The organism is Armatimonadota bacterium, from assembly GCA_031459855.1.
In the GTDB taxonomy this organism is placed as follows: Bacteria; Sysuimicrobiota; Sysuimicrobiia; order Sysuimicrobiales; family Humicultoraceae; genus Fervidifonticultor; species Fervidifonticultor primus.
Genome location: JAVKHP010000001.1, coordinates 2149904 through 2174249 on the forward strand (window position 1 = coordinate 2149904; position 24346 = coordinate 2174249).

General features: G+C 73.1%; 23 protein-coding genes. 12 read left to right on the forward strand and 11 right to left on the reverse strand.

The annotated features are described in order from the left end of the window. The first annotated feature begins 50 nt into the window (after nucleotides 1-50). Nucleotides 51-464 carry a thioesterase family protein gene (locus QN157_09835; GenBank protein MDR7555895.1) on the forward strand — a complete coding sequence of 138 codons (414 nt, stop codon included), beginning with the start codon at nucleotides 51-53 and terminating at the stop codon, nucleotides 462-464. On the opposite strand, the gene QN157_09840 is transcribed toward QN157_09835, so the two are convergent. The 5 genes from QN157_09840 to QN157_09860 all read right to left on the reverse strand — a co-directional run bounded on the left by QN157_09840 (nucleotide 456) and on the right by QN157_09860 (nucleotide 5567). After that, nucleotides 456-1196, reverse strand: a complete 741-nt coding sequence (locus QN157_09840) for an ABC transporter ATP-binding protein (GenBank protein MDR7555896.1) — start codon at nucleotides 1194-1196, stop codon at nucleotides 456-458. The genes QN157_09835 and QN157_09840 overlap by 9 nt on opposite strands. Continuing rightward, nucleotides 1186-2001 (reverse strand): ABC transporter ATP-binding protein, encoded by an 816-nt coding sequence (locus QN157_09845; protein ID MDR7555897.1) that lies wholly within the window; start codon nucleotides 1999-2001, stop codon nucleotides 1186-1188. The genes QN157_09840 and QN157_09845 overlap by 11 nt, the downstream gene beginning before the upstream one ends. Before the next feature lie 193 nt (nucleotides 2002-2194). Beyond that, nucleotides 2195-3289 carry a branched-chain amino acid ABC transporter permease gene (locus tag QN157_09850; protein ID MDR7555898.1) on the reverse strand — a complete coding sequence of 365 codons (1095 nt, stop codon included), beginning with the start codon at nucleotides 3287-3289 and terminating at the stop codon, nucleotides 2195-2197. Beyond that, complete coding sequence (locus QN157_09855; GenBank protein ID MDR7555899.1) at nucleotides 3286-4287, reverse strand: branched-chain amino acid ABC transporter permease; 1002 nt, start codon at nucleotides 4285-4287, stop codon at nucleotides 3286-3288. The genes QN157_09850 and QN157_09855 overlap by 4 nt, the downstream gene beginning before the upstream one ends. Nucleotides 4288-4346: 59 nt before the next feature. Then, on the reverse strand, nucleotides 4347-5567 hold the full coding sequence (locus QN157_09860) for an ABC transporter substrate-binding protein (GenBank protein MDR7555900.1): 1221 nt from the start codon (nucleotides 5565-5567) through the stop codon (nucleotides 4347-4349). Between the two features lie 208 nt (nucleotides 5568-5775). Here QN157_09860 and dapA point away from each other — a divergent pair, with 208 nt between their 5' ends. Genes dapA through hpaD form a run of 5 tightly spaced genes read left to right on the forward strand, consistent with a single transcriptional unit; the run spans nucleotide 5776 to nucleotide 10648 of the window. Beyond that, nucleotides 5776-6699 carry a 4-hydroxy-tetrahydrodipicolinate synthase gene (dapA, locus tag QN157_09865; GenBank protein MDR7555901.1) on the forward strand — a complete coding sequence of 308 codons (924 nt, stop codon included), beginning with the start codon at nucleotides 5776-5778 and terminating at the stop codon, nucleotides 6697-6699. Nucleotides 6700-6709: 10 nt separating this feature from the next. Beyond that, nucleotides 6710-7459 carry a fumarylacetoacetate hydrolase family protein gene (locus tag QN157_09870; protein MDR7555902.1) on the forward strand — a complete coding sequence of 250 codons (750 nt, stop codon included), beginning with the start codon at nucleotides 6710-6712 and terminating at the stop codon, nucleotides 7457-7459. 47 nt (nucleotides 7460-7506) lie between these two features. Continuing rightward, nucleotides 7507-9024, forward strand: coding sequence for a 4-hydroxyphenylacetate 3-monooxygenase, oxygenase component (hpaB, locus tag QN157_09875; protein ID MDR7555903.1), 1518 nt, complete (start codon nucleotides 7507-7509; stop codon nucleotides 9022-9024). Beyond that, a complete protein-coding gene (locus QN157_09880) occupies nucleotides 9021-9662 on the forward strand; it encodes a flavin reductase family protein (protein MDR7555904.1) in 642 nt (213 codons plus the stop codon). The genes hpaB and QN157_09880 overlap by 4 nt, the downstream gene beginning before the upstream one ends. After that, the gene (gene hpaD, locus QN157_09885) at nucleotides 9659-10648 is read left to right on the forward strand and encodes a 3,4-dihydroxyphenylacetate 2,3-dioxygenase (protein ID MDR7555905.1); all 990 of its coding nucleotides are present in this window, start codon (nucleotides 9659-9661) and stop codon (nucleotides 10646-10648) included. The genes QN157_09880 and hpaD overlap by 4 nt, the downstream gene beginning before the upstream one ends. A gap of 96 nt (nucleotides 10649-10744) precedes the next feature. Here the strand turns inward: hpaD and QN157_09890 are convergent, their stop codons facing one another. Beyond that, nucleotides 10745-11980: a tetratricopeptide repeat protein gene (locus tag QN157_09890; GenBank protein ID MDR7555906.1), complete on the reverse strand. Its 1236-nt coding sequence runs from the start codon at nucleotides 11978-11980 to the stop codon at nucleotides 10745-10747. Nucleotides 11981-12190: 210 nt separating this feature from the next. Between QN157_09890 and QN157_09895 the strand changes: the two genes are divergently transcribed. From QN157_09895 to QN157_09910, 4 genes are all read left to right on the forward strand, one after another. Beyond that, nucleotides 12191-13456, forward strand: coding sequence for a homoserine dehydrogenase (locus QN157_09895; protein ID MDR7555907.1), 1266 nt, complete (start codon nucleotides 12191-12193; stop codon nucleotides 13454-13456). 4 nt (nucleotides 13457-13460) lie between these two features. Beyond that, complete coding sequence (gene thrC, locus QN157_09900) at nucleotides 13461-14492, forward strand: threonine synthase (GenBank protein MDR7555908.1); 1032 nt, start codon at nucleotides 13461-13463, stop codon at nucleotides 14490-14492. A gap of 67 nt (nucleotides 14493-14559) precedes the next feature. After that, on the forward strand, nucleotides 14560-15780 hold the full coding sequence (locus tag QN157_09905) for an aspartate kinase (GenBank protein MDR7555909.1): 1221 nt from the start codon (nucleotides 14560-14562) through the stop codon (nucleotides 15778-15780). Between the two features lie 104 nt (nucleotides 15781-15884). Next, nucleotides 15885-16787 carry a sigma-70 family RNA polymerase sigma factor gene (locus QN157_09910; GenBank protein ID MDR7555910.1) on the forward strand — a complete coding sequence of 301 codons (903 nt, stop codon included), beginning with the start codon at nucleotides 15885-15887 and terminating at the stop codon, nucleotides 16785-16787. Here QN157_09910 and acs read toward each other — a convergent pair. Then, on the reverse strand, nucleotides 16760-18718 hold the full coding sequence (acs, locus tag QN157_09915) for an acetate--CoA ligase (protein MDR7555911.1): 1959 nt from the start codon (nucleotides 18716-18718) through the stop codon (nucleotides 16760-16762). The genes QN157_09910 and acs overlap by 28 nt on opposite strands. Nucleotides 18719-18980: 262 nt before the next feature. On the opposite strand from acs, the gene QN157_09920 reads away from it, so the two are divergent. Then, complete coding sequence (locus QN157_09920; protein MDR7555912.1) at nucleotides 18981-20393, forward strand: amidase; 1413 nt, start codon at nucleotides 18981-18983, stop codon at nucleotides 20391-20393. Between the two features lie 162 nt (nucleotides 20394-20555). Next, on the forward strand, nucleotides 20556-22367 hold the full coding sequence (locus QN157_09925; protein MDR7555913.1) for a heme o synthase: 1812 nt from the start codon (nucleotides 20556-20558) through the stop codon (nucleotides 22365-22367). Between the two features lie 194 nt (nucleotides 22368-22561). On the opposite strand, the gene QN157_09930 is transcribed toward QN157_09925, so the two are convergent. The 4 genes from QN157_09930 to QN157_09945 form a co-directional block, all read right to left on the reverse strand. Beyond that, nucleotides 22562-22996 (reverse strand): type II toxin-antitoxin system VapC family toxin, encoded by a 435-nt coding sequence (locus QN157_09930; GenBank protein MDR7555914.1) that lies wholly within the window; start codon nucleotides 22994-22996, stop codon nucleotides 22562-22564. Continuing rightward, nucleotides 22993-23283, reverse strand: coding sequence for a type II toxin-antitoxin system prevent-host-death family antitoxin (locus QN157_09935; protein ID MDR7555915.1), 291 nt, complete (start codon nucleotides 23281-23283; stop codon nucleotides 22993-22995). The genes QN157_09930 and QN157_09935 overlap by 4 nt, the downstream gene beginning before the upstream one ends. A 70-nt stretch (nucleotides 23284-23353) precedes the next feature. Beyond that, nucleotides 23354-23650: a cytochrome C oxidase subunit IV family protein gene (locus QN157_09940; protein MDR7555916.1), complete on the reverse strand. Its 297-nt coding sequence runs from the start codon at nucleotides 23648-23650 to the stop codon at nucleotides 23354-23356. A gap of 12 nt (nucleotides 23651-23662) precedes the next feature. Continuing rightward, on the reverse strand, nucleotides 23663-24277 hold the full coding sequence (locus tag QN157_09945) for a cytochrome c oxidase subunit 3 (GenBank protein MDR7555917.1): 615 nt from the start codon (nucleotides 24275-24277) through the stop codon (nucleotides 23663-23665). Nucleotides 24278-24346 lie beyond the last annotated feature (69 nt).

Here is a 24346-nt window from a genome sequence, read left to right on the forward strand (position 1 = left end):
GGTGGCCGTGCGGGTCCGCGCGCGCGCAGACACGCCACGGGGGCGGTCCCATGCGTGAGGGGTTGCGTCCGGGGACGGAAGCCGAGGTGACCGTCACCGTCACCGAGACGATGCTGGCGTGGTTCGAGGAGATGGGCCTGGTGCACCCGGTCTACTCCACGTGGACCATGGTGCGGCACATGGAGCTCGCGTCACGGAAGGTGATCCTGCCCTACCTCGAGCCGCACGAGGAGGCGGTGGGCTACAGCGTGAGCGCCACGCACCTGGCCCCGACGCCGCTGGGTGCCCGGGTGACCGTGCGTGCCCGCCTGGTGCGGCTGGACGGCAACCAGGTGGTCTGCGCCGTTGTGGCCCGGCGCGACGACGTGACGATCGGCGAGGGCACGACGGTCCAGGTCGTGCTGCCCCGTCAGGCGCTGCGCGCGCGGTTCGAAGCGATCGGGGCGCGGCTGCCCTCACCCTGAGCGGCCGACGGGGGCCCGGGCGCCCAGGTAGGCGGCCTGCACGGCCGGGTCGGCCAGGAGCGCCTGCCCCGGGCCGGACCGCGTGATGTGCCCGGCCTCCAGCACGAACGCCTCGTCGGCCGCGCGCAGCGCCTGCCGGGCGTTCTGCTCGGCCACCAGCAGGGTATGCCCGGCCGCCCGCAGGTCGGCCAGCCCCGCGAACAGCTCCCGGACCAAGAGTGGGGCCAGGCCCAGCGAGGGCTCGTCCAGCAGCAGCAGCCGGGGGCGCGCCATGAGGCCGCGGGCGATGGCCAGCATCTGCTGCTCGCCGCCCGACAGCGTGCCGGCGAGCTGCCGGCGACGCTCGCGCAGGCGCGGGAAGATGGCGAAGACGCGCTCGAAGTCGGCGGCCACCGCGCGGGCGCCCTCGTTGCGCGCGCGCACGTAGGCCCCCAGCCGCAGGTTGTCCTCCACGGACATCGACGAGAAGAGCTGCCGGCGCTCGGGCACGTGCACCAGGCCCATCCCGACCAGGCGCTCGGGCGGCCAGCCGGTGATGTCCAGGCCGTCGAAGACAACGCGGCCCGCCGCGGGGGCCAGCAAGCCCGAGAGCACCCGCAACAGTGTGGTCTTGCCGGCGCCGTTGGCGCCGATGAGGGCGACGATCGAGCCGGCCCGCACCGCGAGCGCGATCTCGCGCAGCACCACGAGCCGGCCGTATCCAGCGGTGAGGCCGCGCACCTCAAGGAGCATGCGCAGTCTCCTCCGCGGTCGGGGCCGCCTCCGGGCCCTCGACTTCGCCCAGGTAGGCGGCGATCACCCGCGGGTCGGCCTGCACGGCGGCCGGAGGGCCGTCGGCGATGAGCATGCCCTGGTCCAGCACCGCCACCTCGTCCGCGAGGCCCATGACCAGGTCCATGTCGTGCTCCACGAGGAAGACGGTGACGCCGTCGTCGCGGATGCTGCGGATCAGCGCGCCGAGCTGGCCCTTCTCCGTCGGCGTCAGGCCGGCGGCCGGCTCGTCCAGAAGCAGCAGGCGGGGCGACGTGGCCAGCGCCCGGGCGACCTCCACGACCCGCTGCAGGCCAAACGGCAGGCTGTCGGCCTGGGCATCGGCCCAGCGGGCCAGGCCGACGCGGTCCAGCAGCCGGTGGGCGCGTTCGCCGATCGCCGCTTCCTCCCGGCGAATGCGCCGCGACCGGACCAGGGCATCGACCAGGCCGCTGTGCAGGTGGAGGTGGCAGCCGACCAGCACGTGCTCGAAGACCGTCATGCCCGGGAACAGCCGGACGTTCTGGAACGTGCGGGCGATGCCCAGGGCGGCGATGCGATACGGGGGCAGCCCCAGCACCGGCTGGCCCAGGAACGTCACCTGGCCCGCCTGCGGCGCCAGCACGCCGGTGATCAGGTTGAACAGGGTGGTCTTCCCGGCGCCGTTGGGACCGATCAACGCCTTGATCTGTCCCGCGCGCACACCGAGCGTCACGTCGCGCAGGGCGTGCAGGCCGCCGAAGGTGTGGCTGACCCCGTCCACTGCCAGCAACGGCGGCTGCGCCATGGGCACGGGATTTCCTACGGGCACGAAGTTCCCCATGTGCACGGGTTCCCGATACACGTGGAAGTCGCGCGGTTGCGATCGCCGCGGACGTGCTCCCGCGGATTCCCCACGCATGGGAGAGGGAGAGTCCCCTCCGTGCGCCGGGCTCCAACCGCATGGCGCCGCACTGGCGCCCGACGGCCCGGACCCACGCTCACGGTGCGGCGCCCTCGGCAGCGCGCCTGCCGGCCGGTGGGAGCGCCGTGGCGTTCCCGGCGCGCCGCCCGACCAATCCCGACGGCCAGAACAGGAGCACGCCCACCAGCAGCAGGCCGAAGACGACCGCCTCGATCTCGCCCGCCACCCCGGGGATCACGTGCCGGATGCGCGTGCGCAGCACCTCGCTCATCAGCAGCACCGCCATCGCGCCGGCGGGCGCGCCCCAGATGCTGGTCATCCCGCCCACCGCCGACATCACCACGAGTTCCAGGGAGGGCACGAACCCGAACGTCGCGGGCACGACAGCGGCCTGGAAGTGCGCGTAGAGGCTACCCGCCAGCGACGCCAGCCCCGCGCTCAGCGCAAAGACCTGCGCCTTGTACCGGTGGGCGGCGATCCCCAGGCACTCGGCCGCGCCTTCGGCGCCGTGGATCGCCCGCAGCGCGCGGCCGACGCGCGAGTCGATCAGGTTGAGGCCCAGCGCCACCGCGCCCAGCGCCACGGCCCAGACCAGGAAGTAGTAGCGCGCGGCCGGCCACACCATCCACGGGCCCACCCGCAGCCGTGGGATCCCGAAGACCCCGTCGAACCCGCCCGTCAGGTTCAGGTGCGGCAGGCCCAGGTTCTCGCGCAGCACGATGTAGACCACGATCCCCAGGCCCAGCGTGGCCATGGCCAGGTAGTGGCCGCGCAGCCGCAGGATCACCAGGCCGATGGCGTAGGCGAACCCGCCCACCAGCACGGTGCCGACGGCCATCAGCAGCCAGGGCCACCACCAGGTGCTGGCGACGGTCGGCGGGATGCCCAGCACCGGTGCGCGCACCGTCAGGATCGCCGAGAAGAAGGCGCCCATGCCGTAGAAGGCCGCCTGGCCCAGGGAGACCTGCCCCGCATACCCCATGAGCAGGTTCAGGCCGACCAACACGATGGTGAAGATGCCGGCGCGGATCAGCAGGTCGAGGTGCACCAGGCCGCCCGTCAGGCGGGGCAGCGACAGCCCCCACGGGCGTGCCGCCTCGAGCCAGCCGAGTGCCACCACGACGGCCGCCGCAGCCACCAGCCCCCGGCTGCGCCCGCGGGTGTCCCTCACGGCCGCTCGGCCTCCGCCTCGGCGCCGGCGAAGCCGTGGGGCCGGGCCAGCAGCAGCACCACCAGCACGACGAACGCGAACAGGTCCTTGAAGCCCGCCAGGGTCACGCCCGCCCACAGCGTCTCCAGCACGCCCAGGATCAGCGCGCCGGCAATGGCGCCCTGGAACCTCACCAGGCCGCCCATGATGGCGGCCACGAACCCCTTCAGCCCCACTTCCAGGCCCATGTCGAAAGTGGGCCGCGTGACCGGGCCCACCACGATCCCCGCCACCGCGCCCAGCACCGCGGCCAGCCCGAAGGCCAGCGTCGCCATCGTGTCGACGCGAATCCCTGCCAGCTGCGCGGCCAGCCGGTTGACCGCGCAGGCGCGCATCGCCTTGCCGGTGAGCGTGCGCTCGAAGAACAGGGCCAGCAACGCCAGGCAGGCGGCCGTCGTCCCCCAGATCCACAGGCTCTGGGCGCGGATCAGCACGTCGCCGACGAGCACCGACCGGTCGCGCATCTCCAGCGTCGCGAACGCCGGCAGCACGTAGGGGCGCGGCCCCCACGCCAGCAGGGCCGTCCCCTGCAGCACCAGGTAGACGCCGACCGTGATCATGATCTTGGTCAGCAGGAGCGCGCCGCGGGCGGGGTGCAGCGCCAGCCGGTAGACGACCACGCCGAGCGCGCCCGTGGCCGCGACGGCCGCCAGGGCGCTGGCTGCCAGCCGCGGCGCGCTGACCGTGGTGGAGGCGCCCAGGAACGTGATGGTCAGCATCGGCCCCAGCATGACGAACGCGCCCTGGGCGAAGTTGATGACGCCGGTGACCCGATAGACCACGACGAACCCCAGGGCGACCAGCGCGTAGATCGCCCCGGCCTGCAGGCCGTCGACCACGAACTGCGCGTAGTCGGGCACCCCGAAGCCGTGGCGGCGGCCCGCCAGCACCAGGGCCGCCGCCAGCAGCACCGCCGCACCGCCCAGCCCCCACCCGGGCCGCGCGCGCCACGGGGCCACGGGGCGACCGGCAGGCGAGAGCACGGGGGAGACCGCTTTCGCCACCGCGCGACGTCAGCTCACTTCCACTGGTCCTTGGGCAGCACGAGGAACTTCCCGCCCTTCACCGTCACGAAGACGAAGTCGCGGTAGTCGAACCCCAGGTGGTCGTCGGGGCTCAGCTTGAAGACGCCGTGCGTGCCCCGGATGCTGCCCAGCTTGGTCTCCAGGGCCTCGCGCACCAGCTCCCGCTGCCGCTCCAACGGCTGGCGGTCGGGCAGGGTGCGCAGCGCCGCCAGGGCCCACTGCAGGGCATCGTAGGCGTGGCCGGCAAAGGTGCTGATGGGCGCCCCACCGGTGTAGCGCTGGTAGTCGCTGACGAAGCGCAGGTTCAGCGCCCGGGTGGGGTCGTCCGCCGGCAGCTGGTCCGCCACCAGGATCTTGCCGCAGGGCATCACCGTCCCCTCGGCGGCCTGGCCTGCGGTCTTGATCAGGTCGGGGCTGCAGGCGCCGTGGCCGTGCACGATACGCACCGCCGGGAGGCGCTCGCGCACCGCCACGTTGATCAGCGACGCCGCCGGCGGGATGCTCCCGATGACCACGGCCTGGCAGCCGCTGGCGCGCACCCGCGCCACCTGCGGGAACTCGGTCGCGGTGCGCTCGAACGCGTCGCCGTAGGCGATGGCGATGCCGGCCTTCCCGTAGACCGCCTCGGCGCTCTGGAACGTGTCCTTGCCGTAGGCCGTGTTCTCGTAGAGATGGCAGACCCGCCGCGCGCCCACCGCCTGCAGGTAGTCGGCCTGCGCCTGGGCGCTGTGCAGGTTCTCGGGCACCGGCTTGAAGATCCAGGGCCGCATCCGCTTGGTGGCCGGGTCCTCGATGATGCTGCGCGCCGACGCCATGGAGATCATGGGCGTGCGCCCTTCGGTGGCGATGGGCACCATGGCCAGGCTGGGTCCGCTCAAGGTGCCGGCCACGAGCACCGTGACCCGCTCGTCGTGGATCAACCGCCGCGCCAGGCCGGCCGCCACGTCGGCGCTGGACTGGTCGTCGAAGATCAGGATCTCCACGTCGTGGCGGGCGCGGTCCGGCCCCACCACACCCCGCTGCACCGTCAGCCGTTCCTGGAGCATGCGCGCCACGTCCCGTTCGGGCACGCCCAGGCTGGCCCCGGGGCCGGTCACGGACGCGATGAACCCGATCCGGTAGGGCATCGACGCCCAGGCCCAGGGGCCGGCGGGCACCAGCGCGGCGCCCGCGGCGATGGCGACGAGCACGAGCACGAACCGATACCGTTTCATGCTGCGCCTCCTTTCCCGCCCGTGCCGGTGCAGAGGACAACGTCCGGCGACGTCGAAACCCGGTTCTTACAGAATTCCGACACCGGACACGTGCGACGTGTCTTGATATTCGGGACCATGACCTGCCGGAACCTTCTGTGCGGGGCATCCCGGGGGCAGGGCCGCTGCGGCACCCCGGGCAGCGCTCCGGAGACACAGGCCTGACGCCATGCTTCGCGGCTCGATCGTGCCGCTGGTCACGCCCTTTCGCGACGGCCGCGTCGACGAGGCCGCCCTGGCCGCGCTGATCGAGTGGCAGATCGCCTCGGGCAGCCACGGCATCAGCGTGACCGGCAGCACGGGCGAGCCGGCCGCCCTGTCGCTGGCCGAGCGGGAGCGCGTGATCGCCCTTGCGGTCGAGACCGCCCGCGGGCGCGTGCCGGTCGTGGCCGGCACCGGTTCGGCGAACTTCGAGGAGACCCTGCACCTCACGCGCTTTGCGCGGCGCGTGGGCGCCGACGCCGCCCTGGTGGTGACGCCCTACTACACGCGGCCGGGGCAGGAGGGACTGTACCGGTACTTCCGGAGCCTGGCCGAGGCGACCGACATCCCCATCATCCTGTACAACATCCCCGGGCGGACGGCCACCACCCTCGAGCCCGAGACCACTGCGCGCCTGGCCCGCGACTGTCCGACCATCGTGGGGATCAAGGAGTCCCACAAGGACCTGGAGCACATCTGTCGGGTCATGCACCGGTGCGGGCCGACGTTTGCGGTCTACTCCGGCATCGAGCTGCTGTGCTTCCCCATCCTCGCGCTGGGCGGCGCCGGGTACGTCAGCGCCACGGGCAACGTGCTGCCCCGCGAGGTGGCCCGCCTCTACGACCTGGTCGCCGCCGGGCAGTGGGAGGAGGCGCGGCAGCTCCACTACCACCTGCTGCCCATGAACGATGTCCTGTTCATCGAGACGAACCCGGTGCCGGCGAAGACGGCGCTGGGGCTGATGGGCCGCATCCGCCCCGAGGTGCGACCGCCGCTTGCGCCGCTCGCGCCCGCGCACGAGGCCAGGCTGCGCCAGGTGATGGCCAGCTACGGGCTGCTGCCGGAGGACGTGGGGATGCCTGCGGACTCCCCGGCGGCGGGCAGGGCCTGAGGGGCCGGCCGTGCGCTGGTGTCGCTTCATCGCCGCAGGGCGCGTGTACCGCGGGCGCGTCGAGGACGGGGTGCTGGTGGACGAGCAGGGCGGCGTGCACGCGCCCGACGCGGTCGCCTGGCTGCCGCCGGTGGCGCCGTCGAAGATCGTGGGGTTTGCGCTCACCTACCGCGACCACGCCGCGGAGCTCGCGATGGCGGTGCCGGACGAGCCAGCGGTGTTCTTCAAGCCGCCCTCCAGCCTGGTCGGCCACGGCGCGCCGGTCGTCTCCCCCGCAGGCGTCACCCACCTGCACTACGAGGCCGAGCTCGCCGTGGTGATCGGCCGGCGCTGCCGCCGGATCCGCCCGGAGGCCACCCCCGAGGTCGTGCGCGGCTACACCATCGCCAACGACGTCACCGCCCGCGACTTCATCCGCAACGTCTTCCGGCCGCCCGTGCGCGCCAAGGGGTGGGACACGTTCTGCCCGCTGGGCCCCACGCTGGTGGAAGGAGAGATCGCCGATCCCCACCGGCTGGGGCTGCGGACCTACGTCAACGGCGAGCTGCGCCAGCAGGGGAGCACGGCCGACCTGGCGCTCTCGATCTGGGAGCAGATCGCCTTCCTCTCGTCGTTCATGACCCTGGAGCCCGACGACGTGATCCTGACCGGCACGCCCAGGGGCATCGCCCCGGTGCGGCCCGGCGACCGGATGCGCATCGAGATCGACGGCCTGGGCGCACTGGAGAACCCGGTGGTGGCCGACAGCGCCCCGACGTGAGCGGCGGGGCGGTGAGCGGAGCGCAGGCGGAAGGACGGGAGAGACCGATGGGCGCGCGCACGGGACAGCAGTACCTGGACGCGCTCCGGGCGCAACCCCCGGAGCTGTGGATCGGCGGGGAGCGGGTGGCCGACCCCACGGCGCATCCGGCGTTTCGGCACGTCACCCGCAGCATCGCCGCGCTCTACGACATGCAGCACGACCCGACGCTGCGGGACGAGATGACCTACGTCTCGCCGACGTCGGGCGAGCGCGTGGGGCTGTCGTTCCTCACCCCGCGCACGCACGACGACCTGCTGCGCGTCCGGCGCATGATGAAGCGGTGGGCCGACTACTCGGGCGGCATGCTGGGCCGCTCGCCCGACTACCTGAACCGTGCGCTCATGGCCTTCGCCGCCGCCGCCGACTACTGCGCGGCCAACGACCCGCGGTTTGGCGCCAACATCCGTCGCTACTACGAGGAGGTGCGCGAGCGCGACCTGTGTCTGACCCACACCCTGATCAACCCCCAGGCCAACCGCGCGGTGGGCCCGGCCCGGCAGGCCGATCCCTACCTGGCCGCCGGCATCGTCCGCGAGACCGCCGACGGCGTCGTGATCCGCGGCGCGCGCATGCTGGCCACGCTGCCGGTGGCCGACGAGATCATGGTCTTCCCCTCGACCCTGCTCCGGGGTGGCCAGGAGGACGCCCCGTACGCGTTCGCGTTCGCGATCCCCTGCGCCACGCCCGGCCTGCGCTTCCTCTGCCGCGAGTCGTTCGACTACGGGCGCAGCCCGACCGACCACCCGTTGGGCAGCCGCTTCGAGGAGATGGACGCCGTCGTAATCTTCGACGACGTGCTGGTGCCCTGGGAGCGCGTCTTCCTCCTGCGCGACGTCGAGCGGTGCAACCGGGCCTTCGCCGAGACCCGGGCCGTGGTGCACATGGCCCATCAGGTGGTCACGAAGAACGTCGCCAAGACCGAGTTCGTGCTGGGGGTCGTCTGCCTGCTGGTGGAGACGATCGCCATCGAGCAGTTCCAGCACGTGCAGGAGAAGGTGGCCGAGGTGATCCACGTCCTCGAGGCGATGCGGGCCTTCCTGCGGGCCGCCGAGGCCGACGCCGCCATCGATCGGTGGGGCGTGATGACGCCGGCCTGGCCGCCCCTGGACGCGGCGCGGCAGCTCTACACGCGCATGTACCCCCGCATGATCGAGATCGTGCAGCTGCTGGGGGCCAGTGGCCTCATGGCCATTCCCACCCGTGAGGACGTGGAGGGCCCGCAGGCCCAGACCATCGCGCGCTACTACCAGGCGGCCCGGGCCGACGCACGCGAGCGCATCCGCCTGTTCCGGCTGGCCTGGGACCTGGCGGTCTCGACGTTCGGGAGCCGCCAGGTGCTCTACGAGCGCTTCTTCTTCGGCGACCCCGTGCGCATGGCCGGCGCGACGTTCGCCAGCTACGACAAGACCCCCTACATCGAGCGGGTGCGCCAGTTCCTGGCGCGAGCCGACGTCGAGCTGGAGCCGCCGACGCCTGCGCCCGCGGCCGGCGCGCCCGCCCCGGCGGGTGAGCGCGACCGGTGAGCGCCGACCCCTCGCGCGCGCCCGCGCCCCCGGCCGACGGCGAGCTGCCGCTGGAGGCCCGCGCCTTCCGCCGCACCATGGGGTTGTTCGCCACCGGGGTCACCGTCGTGGCGGTGGACACCGGCGCGGGGCCGCTGGGCATGACCGCCAACAGCGTCACGGCCGTCTCGCTCGACCCGCTCCTGGTGCTCTTCTGCGTGGACCACCGCGCGCGCCTGCACCCCCACCTGGTCGAAGGACGCCCTGTCGCCATCAGCATCCTGCGCGACGACCAGGAGGTGCTGTCGCGGTACTTCGCCGGTGGCTGGCGGGATCGCCCGGCGCCGGAGTACCGCTTCGAGGCGTGGGACGGCGCCCCGCGGCTCGTCGGCGCGCTGGCCGCGATCCGCGGCGAGGTGGCGCGCCTGTACGACGGTGGCGACCACACTATCGTGCTCTGCCGGGTGACCGGTCTGTACGAGGGGCGCGACCCCTACCACCCGTTGATCTTCTTCGCCGGACGCTACCGGCGGCTGGCGCCGCTGGCGGCACCGGCGGAACCGCCCGAGCAGTGGGGCCCGGACGGCGTGTCGATCTACTACGAGGAGTGGGGCACGCCCCCGCCGGCATCGTCGTCCGACCCGGAGCCGGCGCCGTGAGCGCGCCGGACATCCTCCGCGCGGGCCATGCGGTGTTCCGCACGACCGACCTGGGGCGTGCGCGCGCCTTCTACGTGGACCTGCTGGGGTTCGTGGAGACGGCGCGGGAGCGCGACGCGCTCTACCTGCGCGGCTACGAGGAGACCGAGCACCACAGCCTGGTGCTGCAGCGCGCTCCGACGCCGGGCGCCGCGCACCTGGCCTTCAGGGTGGCCTCCCCCGACGACCTCGATCGCCTCGCGGCCATCTGCCGCGACGCGGGCCTGCCCCACCGGTGGGTGGCGGAGGGGGAGGAACCCGGGCAGGGACGGGCGCTGCGGGTGCAGGATCCCGGCGGCCTGCCCCTGGAGTTCTACGCGTCCATGGCCCGCGCCGAGCGCCTGCTGCAACGCTTCGACCTTTATCGCGGCGCGCGCGTGATGCGCCTGGACCACTTCAACTGCCAGGTGCCCGACGTGGCGATGGTGTCGCGCTGGTACACGGACACCCTGGGCTTCCGCTGCTCGGAGTACACGGAGACCGACGAGCAGCCGCCGCGGCTGTGGGCCGTCTGGCTGCACCGCAAGCCCAACGTCCACGACATCGCGCTCATGACCGGGATCGGCCCGCGGGTCCACCACGCCGGCTTCTGGATGGCCGAGACCCTGGACGTGATTCGCGCGTGCGACCTGCTGGCGGCGGCCGGATGGGTGGGGGCCATCGAGCGCGGGCCTGGCCGGCACGGGATCTCCAACGCCTTCTTCCTGTACCTGCGCGATCCGGACGGCAACCGGATCGAGCTCTACACGGGCGACTACCTGACCACCGACCCGGACCGCCCGCCGCTGCGGTGGAGCCTGAACGACCCCCGGCGCGCGACGTTCTGGGGCCACGCGCCGCCGCGCTCGTGGTTCGACGACGCCTCGCCCGTCGAGTCGATCGTCACGGGCGCGCTCCTGCCCGTCCAGGCGCCCGCGATGCAGGACCGCCCGGAGTTCGTGACCTGACGCATGGGCGCGCCCGCGGGGAATCCCCCGCGGGCGCGCGCGGCCTCGGGGAGTCTCCCCGCACCAGCGCGTCGCCAGCTCGCCGCCCGCGGGCGTTCAGGCGATCGAGAGCAAGGCCCGTCCGGCGTGCAGGCGCCCGACGCGCGATGCGCCCAGCGCGATCTCGAAGTAGTGGGTGGCGCGCTCCTGCTCGTTGCGGGCCTGATGGTACCGGCCGAGCGCGTCGGCTGCCTCAGCCAGTTCCTGCGCGCTGTCCTCCGTCCCCAGCCGCTGCAGGGCACCTTCGAGCACCGGCAGGGCGTCGTCGGCGCGCCCCAGCGCCAGCAGCGCCCGGCCCAGCACCGCGGCGGCGCGCGCCGTCGCGCTGTCGTCCCCGGTGCCCTGCGCCAGCGTGGTGGCCTCCTGGGCCGCCTCCAGCGCCACCGACGCCTCCCCCATCGCGAGGTGCACCCGGCCGAGGTGGATCAGGCTCTCCAGTTCGGTACGGCGGTCGCCGGCGCTTCGCGCGGTCTGCCGTGCCCGCTCCAGCGTCTCCCGCGCCTCGGCCATCGCGTCCTGGCCGTAGGCGAGCAGCCCCAGCCCGAGCCACGCGCGGGCCAGCAGCGCCCCCAACTTGTAGCGCGCCGCCAGGCGGGCCGCGACGTCCAACCGGCGGCGCGCCTGGCGGACGTCACCGCGCTGCACCAGCGCCGTCGCGTACGCCAGCAGCAGGCGCACGGTCAGGTCCGGCTGGCGCGCGGGACTGCGCAGGCGCCCCAGCGCCTCGCGAAACATCGCCGCCGCGGTGGCCGCGTCGCCCCGGCGCATCGCCAGCGAGCCGACCACCAGATCGCGGCGCGCCAGGGTACGCGCGCCCAGTCCCGCAACGAACGCGTCCAGCTCTTGCAGGACGACCGCGGCCCGCTCGAGCCGGCCGCTCTCGAGCTCCAGCTCGGCCAGGGCCAGCATCGCGTCGGCCCGCTGGAGCGTCCAGCCGCCGGTCGCGGCGAGGTCGGCGGCGAGTTCCAGCGCGCGCCGGGCCAGTGGCGCGTGGCGACTGGCCGCCAGGTCGCGCGCCCACGCCACCAGCCCCTCCAGCGCGGCGAGGCGCTGGTCCTGCATGTCGCCGGCGATGCCCGAAAGCGAGGTCTGGAGCCGGCGGGCGAGGTACCGCAGCGTGTCCAGGGACGGATCGGCGAACCCGCCCTCGAGCTGGCTGATGAAGCTCTTGGTGTAGTCGGGGCCCGCCAGCGCGGACTGCGTCATGCCCAGCTCGCGCCGCCGCTGCCGGATGCGGCGGCCGATGGGCGCCTCCTCGGGCGTGGCATGTCGACGCGACGGATGTCGTCCCATGGCATGCACCAACCTGTACACCGATTACACCATAACTGCGCCGCTGGCGGAACCCGGCACGGCGCGGCCGCGCGGCTGCGGCCTGCCGGGGTCCGGTGTGCGACACCGCTACCCCTGCGCGTCGCTTGACACGTCCGCGGCGCGCTTGGTATACGGAGGGCATCATGCGCGCCATCGTCGACGTCTGTGACCGTGGCTGACGCCTGCCGTGTGGGCCTGCTCGGCCTGGGAACCGTCGGCAGCGCCGTGGCGCGGCTCTTGCTGGAGCGGTCCGAGGAACTCGCCCGGCAGGCCGGGGTGCCCATCGTGCTCCACCGCGTGGCGGTGGCGCACCCTGCGCGCCCGCGCGCCGTCGCGTTTCCGCCCGGCGTGTTGGTCGGCGACGCGCGGGCGGTGGTCGCCGATCCCGCGGTCGACGTGGTGGTGGAGGCCATGGGCGGTCTCGAGCCCGCCCGCTCGTACCTGCTGGAGGCCCTGACGCGCCGCAAGGCCGTGGTCACCGCCAACAAGCAGCTGATGTCCACCCGCGGCGACGAGCTGCGCGCGGCGGCCAACGCGGCCGGCGTGGACCTCTGCTTCGAGGCCAGCGTGGCCGGTGGCATCCCCATCATCAAGACGATCCGCGAGGCGCTGGCCGGCAACCGGATCCGGCAGCTGCTGGGTATCATCAACGGCACCACGAACTTCATCCTCACGCGGATGACCCGCGAGGGCATCTCGTTCGGCGAGGCGCTGGCCGACGCGCAGCAGCGGGGGTTCGCCGAGGCCGATCCGACCGACGACGTCGACGGCCACGACGCGGCGGCGAAGCTCGCGATCCTGGCCTCCGTGGCCTTCGGCTGCCGGCTCACGAGCGCCGACGTCTACCGCGAGGGCATCGGCGCCATCACGCCCCGGGTGATCGCCTATGGGCGGGAACTCGGCTACGTGGTGAAACTGCTGGCGATCGCGCGCGACGACGACGGCGCCGTCGAGGCGCGCGTGCACCCGGCGCTGGTGCCCGTCGACCACCCCCTGGCGGGCGTCGGCGACGAGGTCAACGCGGTGCTGATCGAGGCGGACCCCGTGGGCCGCCTCATGCTCGAGGGGCGCGGCGCCGGCGGCGGCCCCACGGCCAGCGCGGTGCTGGGGGACGTGATCGACGTGGCGCGCAACCTGCGGGCCGGCGCCACCGGGCGCCTGGGCGGTCTGCCCCCACGGACGGTGCCCGTGCGCGAAATGGCCGAGGTCGTCGGACCCTACTGCGTGGCCCTGGAGGTGGCCGACCGGCCTGGCGTGTTCGCGCGGGTGGCCGCGGCCTTTGGCGACGAGCAGGTCAGCATCGCGTCCATCGTGCAGAAGAGCCGCGGGGTCACCGCCGACGTCGTGCTGGTGACCCACGAGGCGGTGGAGGCCGCGATGCAGCGCGTGCTGGACCGCCTGCGGGCGCTGGACGTCGTCCGGTCGGTCCACGCGGCGCTGCGGATCGCTGCGTAGCGCCATGGCGACCGTCGCCTGGCCGGGCGTCGTGGAAGCCTACCGGACGTGGTTGCCCCCGGTGCGCGTCGTGGTCACGCTGCAGGAGGGCCACACGCCCCTGGTGCCCTCGACGCGCCTGTCGCGCCAGCTCGGCCGCCCCGTGTGGCTCAAGCTCGAGGGCTGCAACCCCACGGGGTCGTTCAAGGACCGGGGCATGACCCTGGCCGTGAGCGCGGCGGCCACCGAAGGGGCGCGCGGCGTCATCTGCGCGTCCACCGGCAACACCGCGGCCGCAGCGGCCGCCTACGCCGCCCGCGCGGGGCTGCGGTGCGCGATCCTGCTCCCTGTTGGCGCCGTCGCCCGGGGCAAGCTCGTGCAGGCCATCGCCCACGGCGCGCAGGTGCTGGCCATCGAGGCGGGCTTCGACCGGGCGTTGGACCTGGCGCAGGCGGCGAGTCGGGCCTTTGGCGACGTGCTGGTGAACTCGTTGAACCCGCTGCGGCTGGACGGCCAGATGACCGCGGCCTTCGAGATCTGCGACGCGCTGGGGCATGCGCCCGCCGCCGTGGTGCTGCCGGTGGGCAACGGCGGCAACATCACGGCGTACTGGCGCGGGTTCGTCCGCTACGCCGAGGCCGGCCGCGTGACGACCCGGCCCCGCCTGTTCGGCGTGCAGGCTGCTGGCGCCAACCCGCTGGTGCGCGGCGCGCCCGTCGCGGAGCCCAAGACCCTAGCCTCGGCCATCCGCATCGGCCGCCCCGCCAACTGGCAGGGCGCGGTGGAGGCGGCACGGGCCTCGGGCGGCGCGTTCCTCCAGGTGACCGACGACGAGATCGCCGCCGCGCAGCGCGCGCTGGCCCGGGAAGGCATTTTCGTGGAACCCGCCTCGGCGGCGGCCGCTGCGGGCCTGGCGTACCTGCCGCCGGGCGAGGGCGAGGTGGTGTGCGTGCTGACCGGACACGGCCTGAAGGATCCCGACGCCGTCCCCGGCGTAGAGCCCGTGCGGGTGACGCCGACGCTGGAAGCGCTGGGCAAGGCGTTGACCAGCCCGTGAGCCCCGCGGGCGGTGGGCGAACGGGAGGCGGACGGACGAGCGGCAAGCAGACGAGCGGAGGCGCACCGTGGCACTGATCGTCCAGAAGTACGGTGGCACGTCGGTCGCGACCGCAGAACGGGTACGCCACGTCGCCGGGCGCGTGGTGGCCACGCGCCGGGCCGGCCACGAGGTGGTGGTGGTGGTGTCGGCGCCCGGCGACATGACCGACGAGCTCATCGCGCGGGCCCGGGAGATCAGCCCGCGCCCTCCGGCCCGTGAGCTCGACATGCTGCTGGCGGTCGGCGAGCAGATCTCGATCGCCTTGCTCTCCATGGCCATTCAGGAGCTGGGGCAGGAGGCGATCTCCCTCACCGGCAGCCAGGTGCGCATCCTCACCGACGGGGTGCACACCAAGGCCCGGATCCTCGAGGTCGACCGCCGGCGCATCGACGCCGAACTGGCCCGGGGGCGCGTGGTGGTGGTGGCCGGATTCCAGGGGGTGACGCCCGACCACGAGATCACCACCCTGGGACGCGGCGGCAGCGACGTCACGGCGGTGGCCCTGGCCTCGGCGCTGGGCGCCGCCGCGTGTGAGATCTACACCGACGTGGCGGGCGTGTTCTCCGCCGACCCGCGAGTTGTGCCCGAGGCGCGCAAACTGGACGTCATCTCGTACGACGAGATGCTCGAGATGGCCAGCAGCGGCGCGGTAGTGCTGCAGACGCGGTCGGTGGAGTACGCCAAGCACTACCGGGTGCGGCTCCATGTGCGGTCCACCTGGAGCGAGGAACCCGGAACGATCGTGGAGGAGGTCCCCACCATGGAACGCGTCCGGCTGGTCACCGGGGTCACCCACGACCTGGACGTGGCCCGCATCACGATCCGCGACGTGCCCGACGTGCCGGGCATCGCCCACCGCATCTTCTCGGCGCTGGCCGCACGGCACATCAACGTGGACATGATCGTGCAGACGGCCAGCCGCGATGGGCGGGCCGACATCTCGTTCACCGTGACCAAGGCCGATGCCGCGCTGGCCGAGGAGGTGACCCGGGAGGTGGCCCGGGAGATCGGCGCAGCGGAGGTGGCGGCGGCCCAGGACGTGGCCAAGGTGTCGATCGTCGGCGCCGGCATGGCCAGCAACCCCGGGGTGGCGGCCACGATGTTCGGGGCGCTGGCCGGCGAGGGCATCAACATCCAGATGATCAGCACGTCGGAGATCAAGATCTCGTGCGTGGTGGCCGCCGCCGACGTCCACCGGGCGGTACGCGCCGTGCACCGGGCGTTCAGCCTCGACGCGGTTCGATGACGGTGCAGGAGGAGTTCTCGCGCCCGCGTCGAATTCGCCAACAACCCTAACATCGGTACGTCGAGACTGCGTCGCGGCCGGGCGACGCGGGGAGTTGTGCGCCCATGCGTCACCGTGCCGCGACGTCTTCCGAAAAACCCACGGTTCCAGTCAGGGGTCCCGACGTCCTCGCCGCGGCGTACGTCCAGACGCGCGATCCCGCCACCCGGGACGCGCTAGTCCGCTTGTGCGCGCCGCTCGTCCGGGGGGTGGCATCCGAGTACGCGGGGGCGGGGGCGTACGACGACCTCGTGCAGGTCGGCTACCTTGGGCTCCTGCACGCCATCGAGCACTACGATCCGGCCCGGGGTACGCCGTTCGTGCTCTTCGCCCGGCACTTCATCCGGGGCGAGATCCGGCACTACCTGCGGGACCATCACACCACCATGCGCCGGCCCCGGTGGCTCGAGCGCGTGAACGAGCAGATCGAGCAGGCCACCTATCGCCATCTCGAGGACCATGGTCGTTACCCGGGGCTGGCCGACCTGGCCGCCGCGCTCGGCGTGGACGAGGAGGTGCTGGCGCAGGTATTGCGCACGCGCCAGGCGGTGCGCATCCTGTCCCTGGACGTCGAGACCGAAGACGGCGATCCTGGCATCGACCCGGCGCAGGTCGCGGGGTTGCGGGTACAATGGGACGCCGCCGTCGAGGATCGCCTGGTTCTCCTCGACGCCCTGATGCGCCTGAGCCCCCTCCAGCGCGCGGTGGTCTTTTACATCTTCTTTACGGATTTGACGCAGGTAGAGACGGCTCGCCGCCTGGGCATCTCGCAGAAGCACGTCTCGCGGGTGCTGGCCGGAGCGCTGGTGCGTCTGCGGGCGATGCTCCACGCCGGCACTGGCCTGCCGGCGCAGCACCCCCGCGTCCTGGATCTTGGCGGGCCCGCCGACGATCAACCGCCCCTGCGGGCCACCCGGCTTGGCTCTGACCGGGGGCACCCTCAGGCCGAGCCCGTGTCCTCCTCGTAGCGCGCCTTCAGCGCCTGCACCACCGACGGATCGGCGAGCGTGGTGGTGTCGCCCAGCACACGCCCCTCGCCGATGTCGCGCAGCAGGCGGCGCATGATCTTGCCGCTGCGCGTCTTGGGCAGCTCGGCCGTGAACAGGATCCGGTCCGGTCGGGCGATGGCCCCGATCTTCTCCGCCACGTGCGCCCGCAGCTCGTCCGCGGTCTGGGGGCTGTTGGGGATGCCCTCCTTGAGCGTCACGAACGCGGCCAGGGCCTGCCCCTTGATCTCGTGGGCGATGCCCACCACGGCCGCCTCGGCCACCTTGGGGTGGGCCACCAGGGCCGATTCGACCTCCATGGTGCCGATGCGGTGGCCGGCGACGTTGATGACGTCGTCCACGCGTCCCAGCAACCAGAAGTAGCCGTCGGCGTCCCGGCGGGCGCCGTCGCCGGTGAAGTACAGGCCGGGGAAGCGCGACCAGTACTGCTGGCGGTAGCGCTCGGGGTCGCCGTAGATGCCCCGCAGCATCGCCGGCCAGGGCTGGCGCAGCACCAGGTAGCCGCCGACGTCGGGCGGAGTAGATCGTCCCTGCTCGTCGACCACGTCGGCATCGATGCCGGGGAAGGGGACCGTCGCGGAGCCCGGCTTGAGCGTGGTGAGCCCCGGCAGGGGCGTGATGAGGATCATGCCCGTCTCGGTCTGCCACCAGGTGTCCACCACCGGGCAGCGGTCGCCGCCGATGTGGGTGCGGTACCACATCCAGGCCTCGGGGTTGATGGGTTCGCCCACCGTGCCCAGCAGCCGCAGCGTCGAGAGGTCGTGGCGCGCCGGCCACTCGGGTCCCCACTTGACGAACGTGCGGATCGCCGTGGGCGCGGTGTAGAGGATCGTCACGCCGTACTTCTCCACGATGGCCCAGAACCGGTCCCGCTCGGGCCAGTCGGGCGTGCCCTCGTACATCACGACGGTGGCGCCGTTGAGCAGGGGACCGTAGACGATGTACGAGTGCCCCGTCACCCAGCCGATGTCGGCCGTGCACCAGTAGACGTCGTCTTCCTTGAGGTCGAACACCCAGCGGGTGGTGAGGTACACTCCGACCATGTAGCCGCCCGTGGTGTGCACGATGCCCTTGGGCCTGCCCGTGGTGCCGCTGGTATAGAGGATGTAGAGCAGGTCCTCGCTGTCCATCTCCTCGGCCGGGCAGTCCAGCCGCATGCCGTCCAGGGCGCGGTGCCACCAGCGGTCCCGGCCCTCGACCATCTGGATCTGCGCGGCGTCGCCGATGCGGCGGACGACCAGCACCTTCTGCACCGTGGGGCAGTCGTCCAGCGCCTGGTCCACGTTGCGCTTGAGGGGCACGATCTGGCCGCGGCGGTAGCCGCCGTCGGCCGTGATGACGACCTTGGCCTGCGCGTCGTTGATGCGGTCGCGCAGCGCCTCGGCGGAGAACCCGCCGAAGACCACGGTGTGGGCGGCACCGATGCGGGCGCAGGCCAGCATGGCGATGGGCAGTTCCGGGATCATGGGGAGGTAGATCGCCACGCGATCGCCGCGCTGCACGCCCATGGCCAGCAGCGCGTTGGCGCAGCGGTTCACCTCGCGGGCCAGGTCCCAGTAGGTGAGCACCCGGCTCTCGCCCGGCTCGCCTTCCCAGATGATCGCCGCCTTGTTGCGCCGCGGTGTGCGCAGGTGCCGGTCCAGGCAGTTATAGGCGATGTTGGTGCGGCCGCCCACGAACCACCTGGCGTCGGGCGGCGCCCATTCCAGCACCCGGTCCCACTTGCGGAACCAGTGGAGCTCTTCAGCTGCCGCTGCCCAGAACCCCTCAGGGTCGCGGCGGGCCGCCTCGTAGACGCCAGGGTCCTGCACGTTGGCGCGCGCCCGGAACGCCTCGGGCGGCGCGAAGCTCCGGTGCTCGACGAGCAGGGACGTGATCGGCGCGTCGCTCATGGCAAGCCTCCGTGCCTGTTGGAACGTTGGCGAAGGAGTTCCAGGCGGGGGCCCGGGACTCCTACAGGCCCCACCACCAGACCCCACGACGGTCCCCGCTGTGAACGTAGAATCGCCCCGTGCGGAACCGGTGCGGGAGGCCCCACCACCACACCCCACGACGCCCCGCTGTCAAGACGGGAGGCAGGTGCCGCGGGCACCCCGACGCCGCCTGTAGCGGCCGCTGCAGGAAGCCCGGGCCTGGAGCCGAAGTGCGCCTCCCATGACCGATCCCACGCAACTTGGCGCCGCGGAGCTGGCCGCCGCCATCGCGCGCGGGGCGCTCTCGTGCGTCGACGCGGTGGACGCGTACCTGCGCCGGATCGCGGCTGTCGACGACCGGGTCGGGGCGTACGTGCGCGTCTTCGCCGATGCTGCCCGCGCGCGCGCCCGGGATCTGGACGCGCGCCTGCGCGCTGGCGGCCCCCAGGGCCCGCTGCACGGCGTCCCGGTCGCCGTCAAGGACCTGCTGGCGATCGCCGGCGTGCCCCTGGGCGCGGGGTCGCCGCTGCTGGGCCGCGAGCCCTCGCGCGAGACGGCGACCGCGGTCCGGCGGCTGGAGGCGGCGGGCGCGGTCGTGCTCGGCCTCACCACCCTGCACGAGGTGGCATTGGGGGTGACCGGCGTCAACCCGCACGGGCGCTTCGCGCGCAACCCATGGAACCTCGAGCGCATCACCGGCGGCTCCAGCAGCGGGTCCGCCGCCGCGGTCGCCGCCGGGCTGGCTGTAGCCGCCCTGGGCACCGACACCGGCGGTTCCATCCGTCTGCCCGCGGCGTGTTGCGGGATCGTCGGGCTCAAGCCCACGTTCGGGCGCGTCAGCCGCCACGGCGTCTTTCCCCTGGCAGCGTCGTTCGACACCGTGGGGCCCATGACGCGCACGGTGGGCGATGCGGCGCTGCTGCTGGAGGTGCTGGCCGGTCCTGACCCGGCCGACGAGCACACGAGCCGGGTGCCGTCCGAACCGTACACGCGGAGCATGCTGGCGATCCCGGACGGGCTACCGGTGGGCCGCTTGGTGGGGCCGTTCTTCGAGACCGGGCTCGACCCGGCCGTCGCCCGTGCCCTCGACGACGCGGCACGACTCCTCGAGGACGCCGGGCACCCGGTCAGGCCGGTGCGGCTGGAGCACGCGGAGGCCGCCCACGAGGCCCAGCTGGTGGTGCTGCGGTGGGAGGCCGCGCGGGTGCACCGGGCCCGCTTTCCGGGACGCGAGGCCGAGTACGGCCCCGACGTGCGCGCGATCCTCGCGCAGGGCGCCGCGACGCCGCCCGAGGCCGTGGCCCAGGCCCGCCAGGTGCTCGCGCAGCTGCAGGCCGAGATCAGCGCCCGCCTGCGCGAGACCCCGGTGCTACTCGCGCCCATGCTCGCCGTCGCCGCGCCCCGCATTGCCGACGCAGACCCGACCGGTCCGGCCTGGCAGGAGGTGCGGCGGGTGCTCGCGCGGTTCTCCCGCCTCTTCAACGCGACGGGGCTGCCGGCGATCTCGCTGCCGGTCGGGCTCAGCACCGAGGGGCTGCCGGTGGCAGTGCAGCTGGCAGCGGGGCCGTTCGCCGAGAGCCTGCTGCTGGGCATCGCGCGCCGTCTCGAAGCGGCAGTGGGGTGGACGCTCCCGGTGTTGCCCCGCGACGCGTGAGCGCTGCGGCGTGGCAGCACGTGGGCGGCCCCGCGTGGTGCTGTCGTCCCCGCGAAGCGCAGGAGTCGCTGCGGCCGGCCGCGAACACGACGCAGGATTCCATGGGCACCATCCGCACGCCCGATCCCTGACCCGCCGCCTGCGTTCATGAGGACACTCCGTGTGTTGTCGCTGGTCGCGCTGGCCGCCACCTGGGTGCTGCTGGTGGTGGGGGCGATCGTCAGCGCCACCGGTGCGGGACTGGCGTGCCCCGACTGGCCGCTGTGCCACGGACGCCTGATCCCGCCGCTGGACCGTCTGGTGCTGATCGAGTACGGCCACCGGCTGCTGGCCTCCGCAGTGGGACTGCTCGTGCTGTGGCTCGCGGTGCTGGCGTGGATGCACAGCCGCGGCCCAGGCGGGCTCGCGCGGCGCGCGGTGGGGCTCCTGGCCCTGCTGGGCCTGCAGGTGGGCCTGGGCGGTGCCACGGTCCTCTCGTCGCTGACTCCGGTGGTCGTGGGCGTCCACCTGGGCACGGCGATGGCGTTCACTGGTCTCCTGGCGGCGTTCGCCACGCACGCCCACCGTGCCGGCCACCCGCGTGCGGCGTCCGCCGGCGGCCCGGGCCTGTCGCGGCTGGCAGCAGTGGCCGTCGCCCTGACGTACGTGCAGATCCTGACCGGAGGGTTCACCAGCGCCTTCGGCGCCGGCCTGGCCTGCGGCGGCCTGCCGTTGTGCCATGGCGCCGTCGTGCCCGCTGGGCCGCCGCCAGCGGTGCTGCACGCCGTGCACCGCCTGCTGGGGCTCGCCGTCGTCGCCGTGGTGCTGGTGCTGGCCGCGCGGGGGCGGGCAAGCCCTGAGGCACCGGTGCGCCGTGGTGTCCTGGCGGCCGCAGTCCTCGCGCTGGTGCAGGTGGGGCTCGGGGTGCTTAACGTCACCACGCGTCTTGCCCTGGAGGTGCGCGTGGCCCACCTGGGCGGTGCCGCGGCGTTGCTGGCGGTGCTGGTGGCGCTGGCCACCTGGCTGCGGGCTCCGGGCGATGCGCGCGTGTCGGCGGCGCAGCCGTCGGATGGGCGCGCTCTGGCACCGGCGTCGGGCAGCCGCAGTGCGGCCCCTGTGTCCGGGCACGGTGTGGCGCGCCTGGTGGCCGACTACCTGGCCCTGACGAAGCCGCGCATCGTCGTGCTGCTCCTGCTCACCACGCTCACCACCATGGTGGTGGCGGACGGGGGACGTCCCGGCGCGGCGCTCGTGGCGCTCACGCTGCTCGGCGGCGCCCTGGCCGCCGGCAGCGCCAACGCCATCAACTGCTACTGCGACCGTGACATCGACGCCCTGATGCGCCGCACGCGCGGCCGCCCCTTGCCCGCGGGCCGCGTCGCCCCGCGCAGCGCCCTGGCCTTCGGGATGGCGCTGGCCGTGGCAGCGGTGCTGGTGCTGGGGCTTGGGGTGAACTGGCTGTCGGCGATCCTGGCGGCGGGCGGCATCGTGTTCTACGTGGGCGTCTACACCCTGTGGCTCAAACGGAGCACCCCGCAGAACATCGTCATCGGCGGCGCTGCCGGTGCGATTCCACCCCTGGTGGGCTGGGCCGCCGTCACCAACCAGGTGGCCCTGCCGGCCGTCGTGCTGTTCGCCATCGTCTTCCTATGGACGCCACCGCATTTCTGGGCGCTGGCGCTCCACCGACAGGACGAGTACCGTGCCGCGGGGGTGCCGATGCTGCCCGTAGTGGCGGGCCCGCAGGAGACCCTGCGCCAGATGGTGCGGTACACCCTGGCCCTGGTGGCGGCGACGCTGGTCCTGGCGGGCCTGGGCGTGTTGGGCCGACTCTACCTCGTCGCCGCGGTGGTCCTGGCGGTACCGTTCGTCGTGCTGGTGGCGCGGCTGGCGCGGCGTCCCACGCCGCAGCAGGCGTGGGTGGTCTTCGAGTACTCCGTGGTCTACCTGGGGCTGCTCTTCGCGGCGATGGCGGTCGACCGGCTGGTGGGCTGAGCCCCCGGGCGGTCCGGGGCGTGGCGGGTACAGGCGCCGGCTGCCGACCTGATGCCGGTCCTTGTGGCTACGGTTGTCGGCTGTGGTGCAGCGTGCAGGGTACAGGCGCCCGCTGCATACTGCCCTGGGCGCCGCTGCGGGCCAGCTTCACGCCAACGGAATGGGCCGGGGCGGTGCCGGCCGTCCGCGTGCCGTCAGCCATGTGCCCCTGGAAGCACATCGAACCCCAACTCGACGCAGGCATTTCTGATGCGCTGGTCCAGGCTGAGGACGGTCAGCTCCGGGATCGCGGCGCGCACGGCAAGCGCGCTCGCCAGGTGCAGAGCGTCCAGCGTACGGATCGGTTCGCCCGGGAACGGACGCCGCGCGCGGTCCAGGATCTCCTCCACCACGTTGACCAGGTGCCAGCGCCGGCTGGCACGGGCCAGGACGCGGCGCCGATCGGCGACCGCCACCGGCGTCAGGTTGTCGACGACCTGGGCCCTGATGAGCGTGCGGTCGGTTTCGACCAGGGTGAGCACGGAGGTGAACACGTCCTCAGCGCCGATGAGCAGCTGCCTGACATCTTCCCCCGCGTCTTCGCCGAGCAGCCAGGCCAGCACCGCGCTCGATTCGGCGTAGCATCTCACCGCGTGCCCCGCTCGGCCTCCAGGAGTTCCCGCGACGTCGTGGAGCGGAGCAGGGGAGGCTGCGGTGGATAGACCCCGGGGATGTTGGGAGCGCCAGGTGCCAGCAGGCCACGCCGCGCCAGGTGCGCGATGGCGGCCGGCACCCGCGTGCCCGGCGTCAACCCCGGAGGATGGAGTTCTGCCACCACCTGCCCGCGATCGGTCACCGCGATCGACCGGCCGGCGCGCACCTCTCGCACGTAGGCGCTGAGGCGGTTCTTCAACTCCCGCAGCCCAACGGTCTTCACGGCAACAATGTAGCCTCAAGAAGCCACATTGTCCAGGTCCAGCTCGCGTGAGCGCTGCGCCGGTGCGCGCCTAGCGCATGCGGTGCACGCTCAGGGCGTCGGGGCCGATGAACGCAAACATCACCACCGCCAGCAGCGCCATCGGCACCACCACGGCGTAGACCAGGGTCAGCCGCTCGTAGGCCAGGTGCATGAAGTAGGCCATGATCAGGGCGGCCTTCATCAGGGCCAGCACGACCAGCGCCGTCACCAGCACGGCCCGGGGCACGCCCACCAGGACGATGGCGACCTCCAGCAGCGTGATGACCAACAGCCAGAACCAGGTGATGGCGTAGATCCGGTACCCGCGGTGATGCTCGTCGGCCACGGCGTCCCTCCGTCAGATCAGGTACAGCAGCGTGAAGATGAAGACCCAGACCAGGTCCACGAAGTGCCAGTACAGCCCGGCGATCTCCACGCTCTCGGGCTGGATCGTCCCGCGCCGCCAGCGCAGGGCGGTGAGCAGCAGGTAGATCACTCCTGCCGTCACGTGCCCGCCGTGGAACCCGGTGATGACGAAGAACGTCGCCGAGAACTGCGGGATGCCCCAGGGGTTGGTGAACAGGCGGGCCCCCTCGCCGATGAAGTGCGTCCATTCGTAGGCCTGGGCGCCCAGGAAGAACAGGCCGCCCAGGACCGTCAACAGCAGGTACCGCAGCACCCGGGGCCGGTCGCCGGCCCGGGCGGCGCCCACGGCGACCGCCATGGTGGCGCTGCTGCAGATGAGGATGAACGTCATGAGGCTGACGAGCCCGATGTTGAAGATCTCGAACTGGTGCACCCACCGGCCGAGCGCCAGGCGCACGGCGCCATACCCGGTCAGCAGGCCCGCGAACGTCAGGGTGTCGGAGATCAGGAACAGCCACATCATGAACTTCGGCCAGCCCACCGCGAAGGGCGACTGCCCGCCGCCCCACTCGGCCGCCAGCGTGGTGCGATGCTCTCCTGCGCTCACGGTCTCCTCCTCGTCCGACGGCACTGGTCGTCTGCCCGGACGCTGCCGCCACGATGGCGCCCGCTCCCA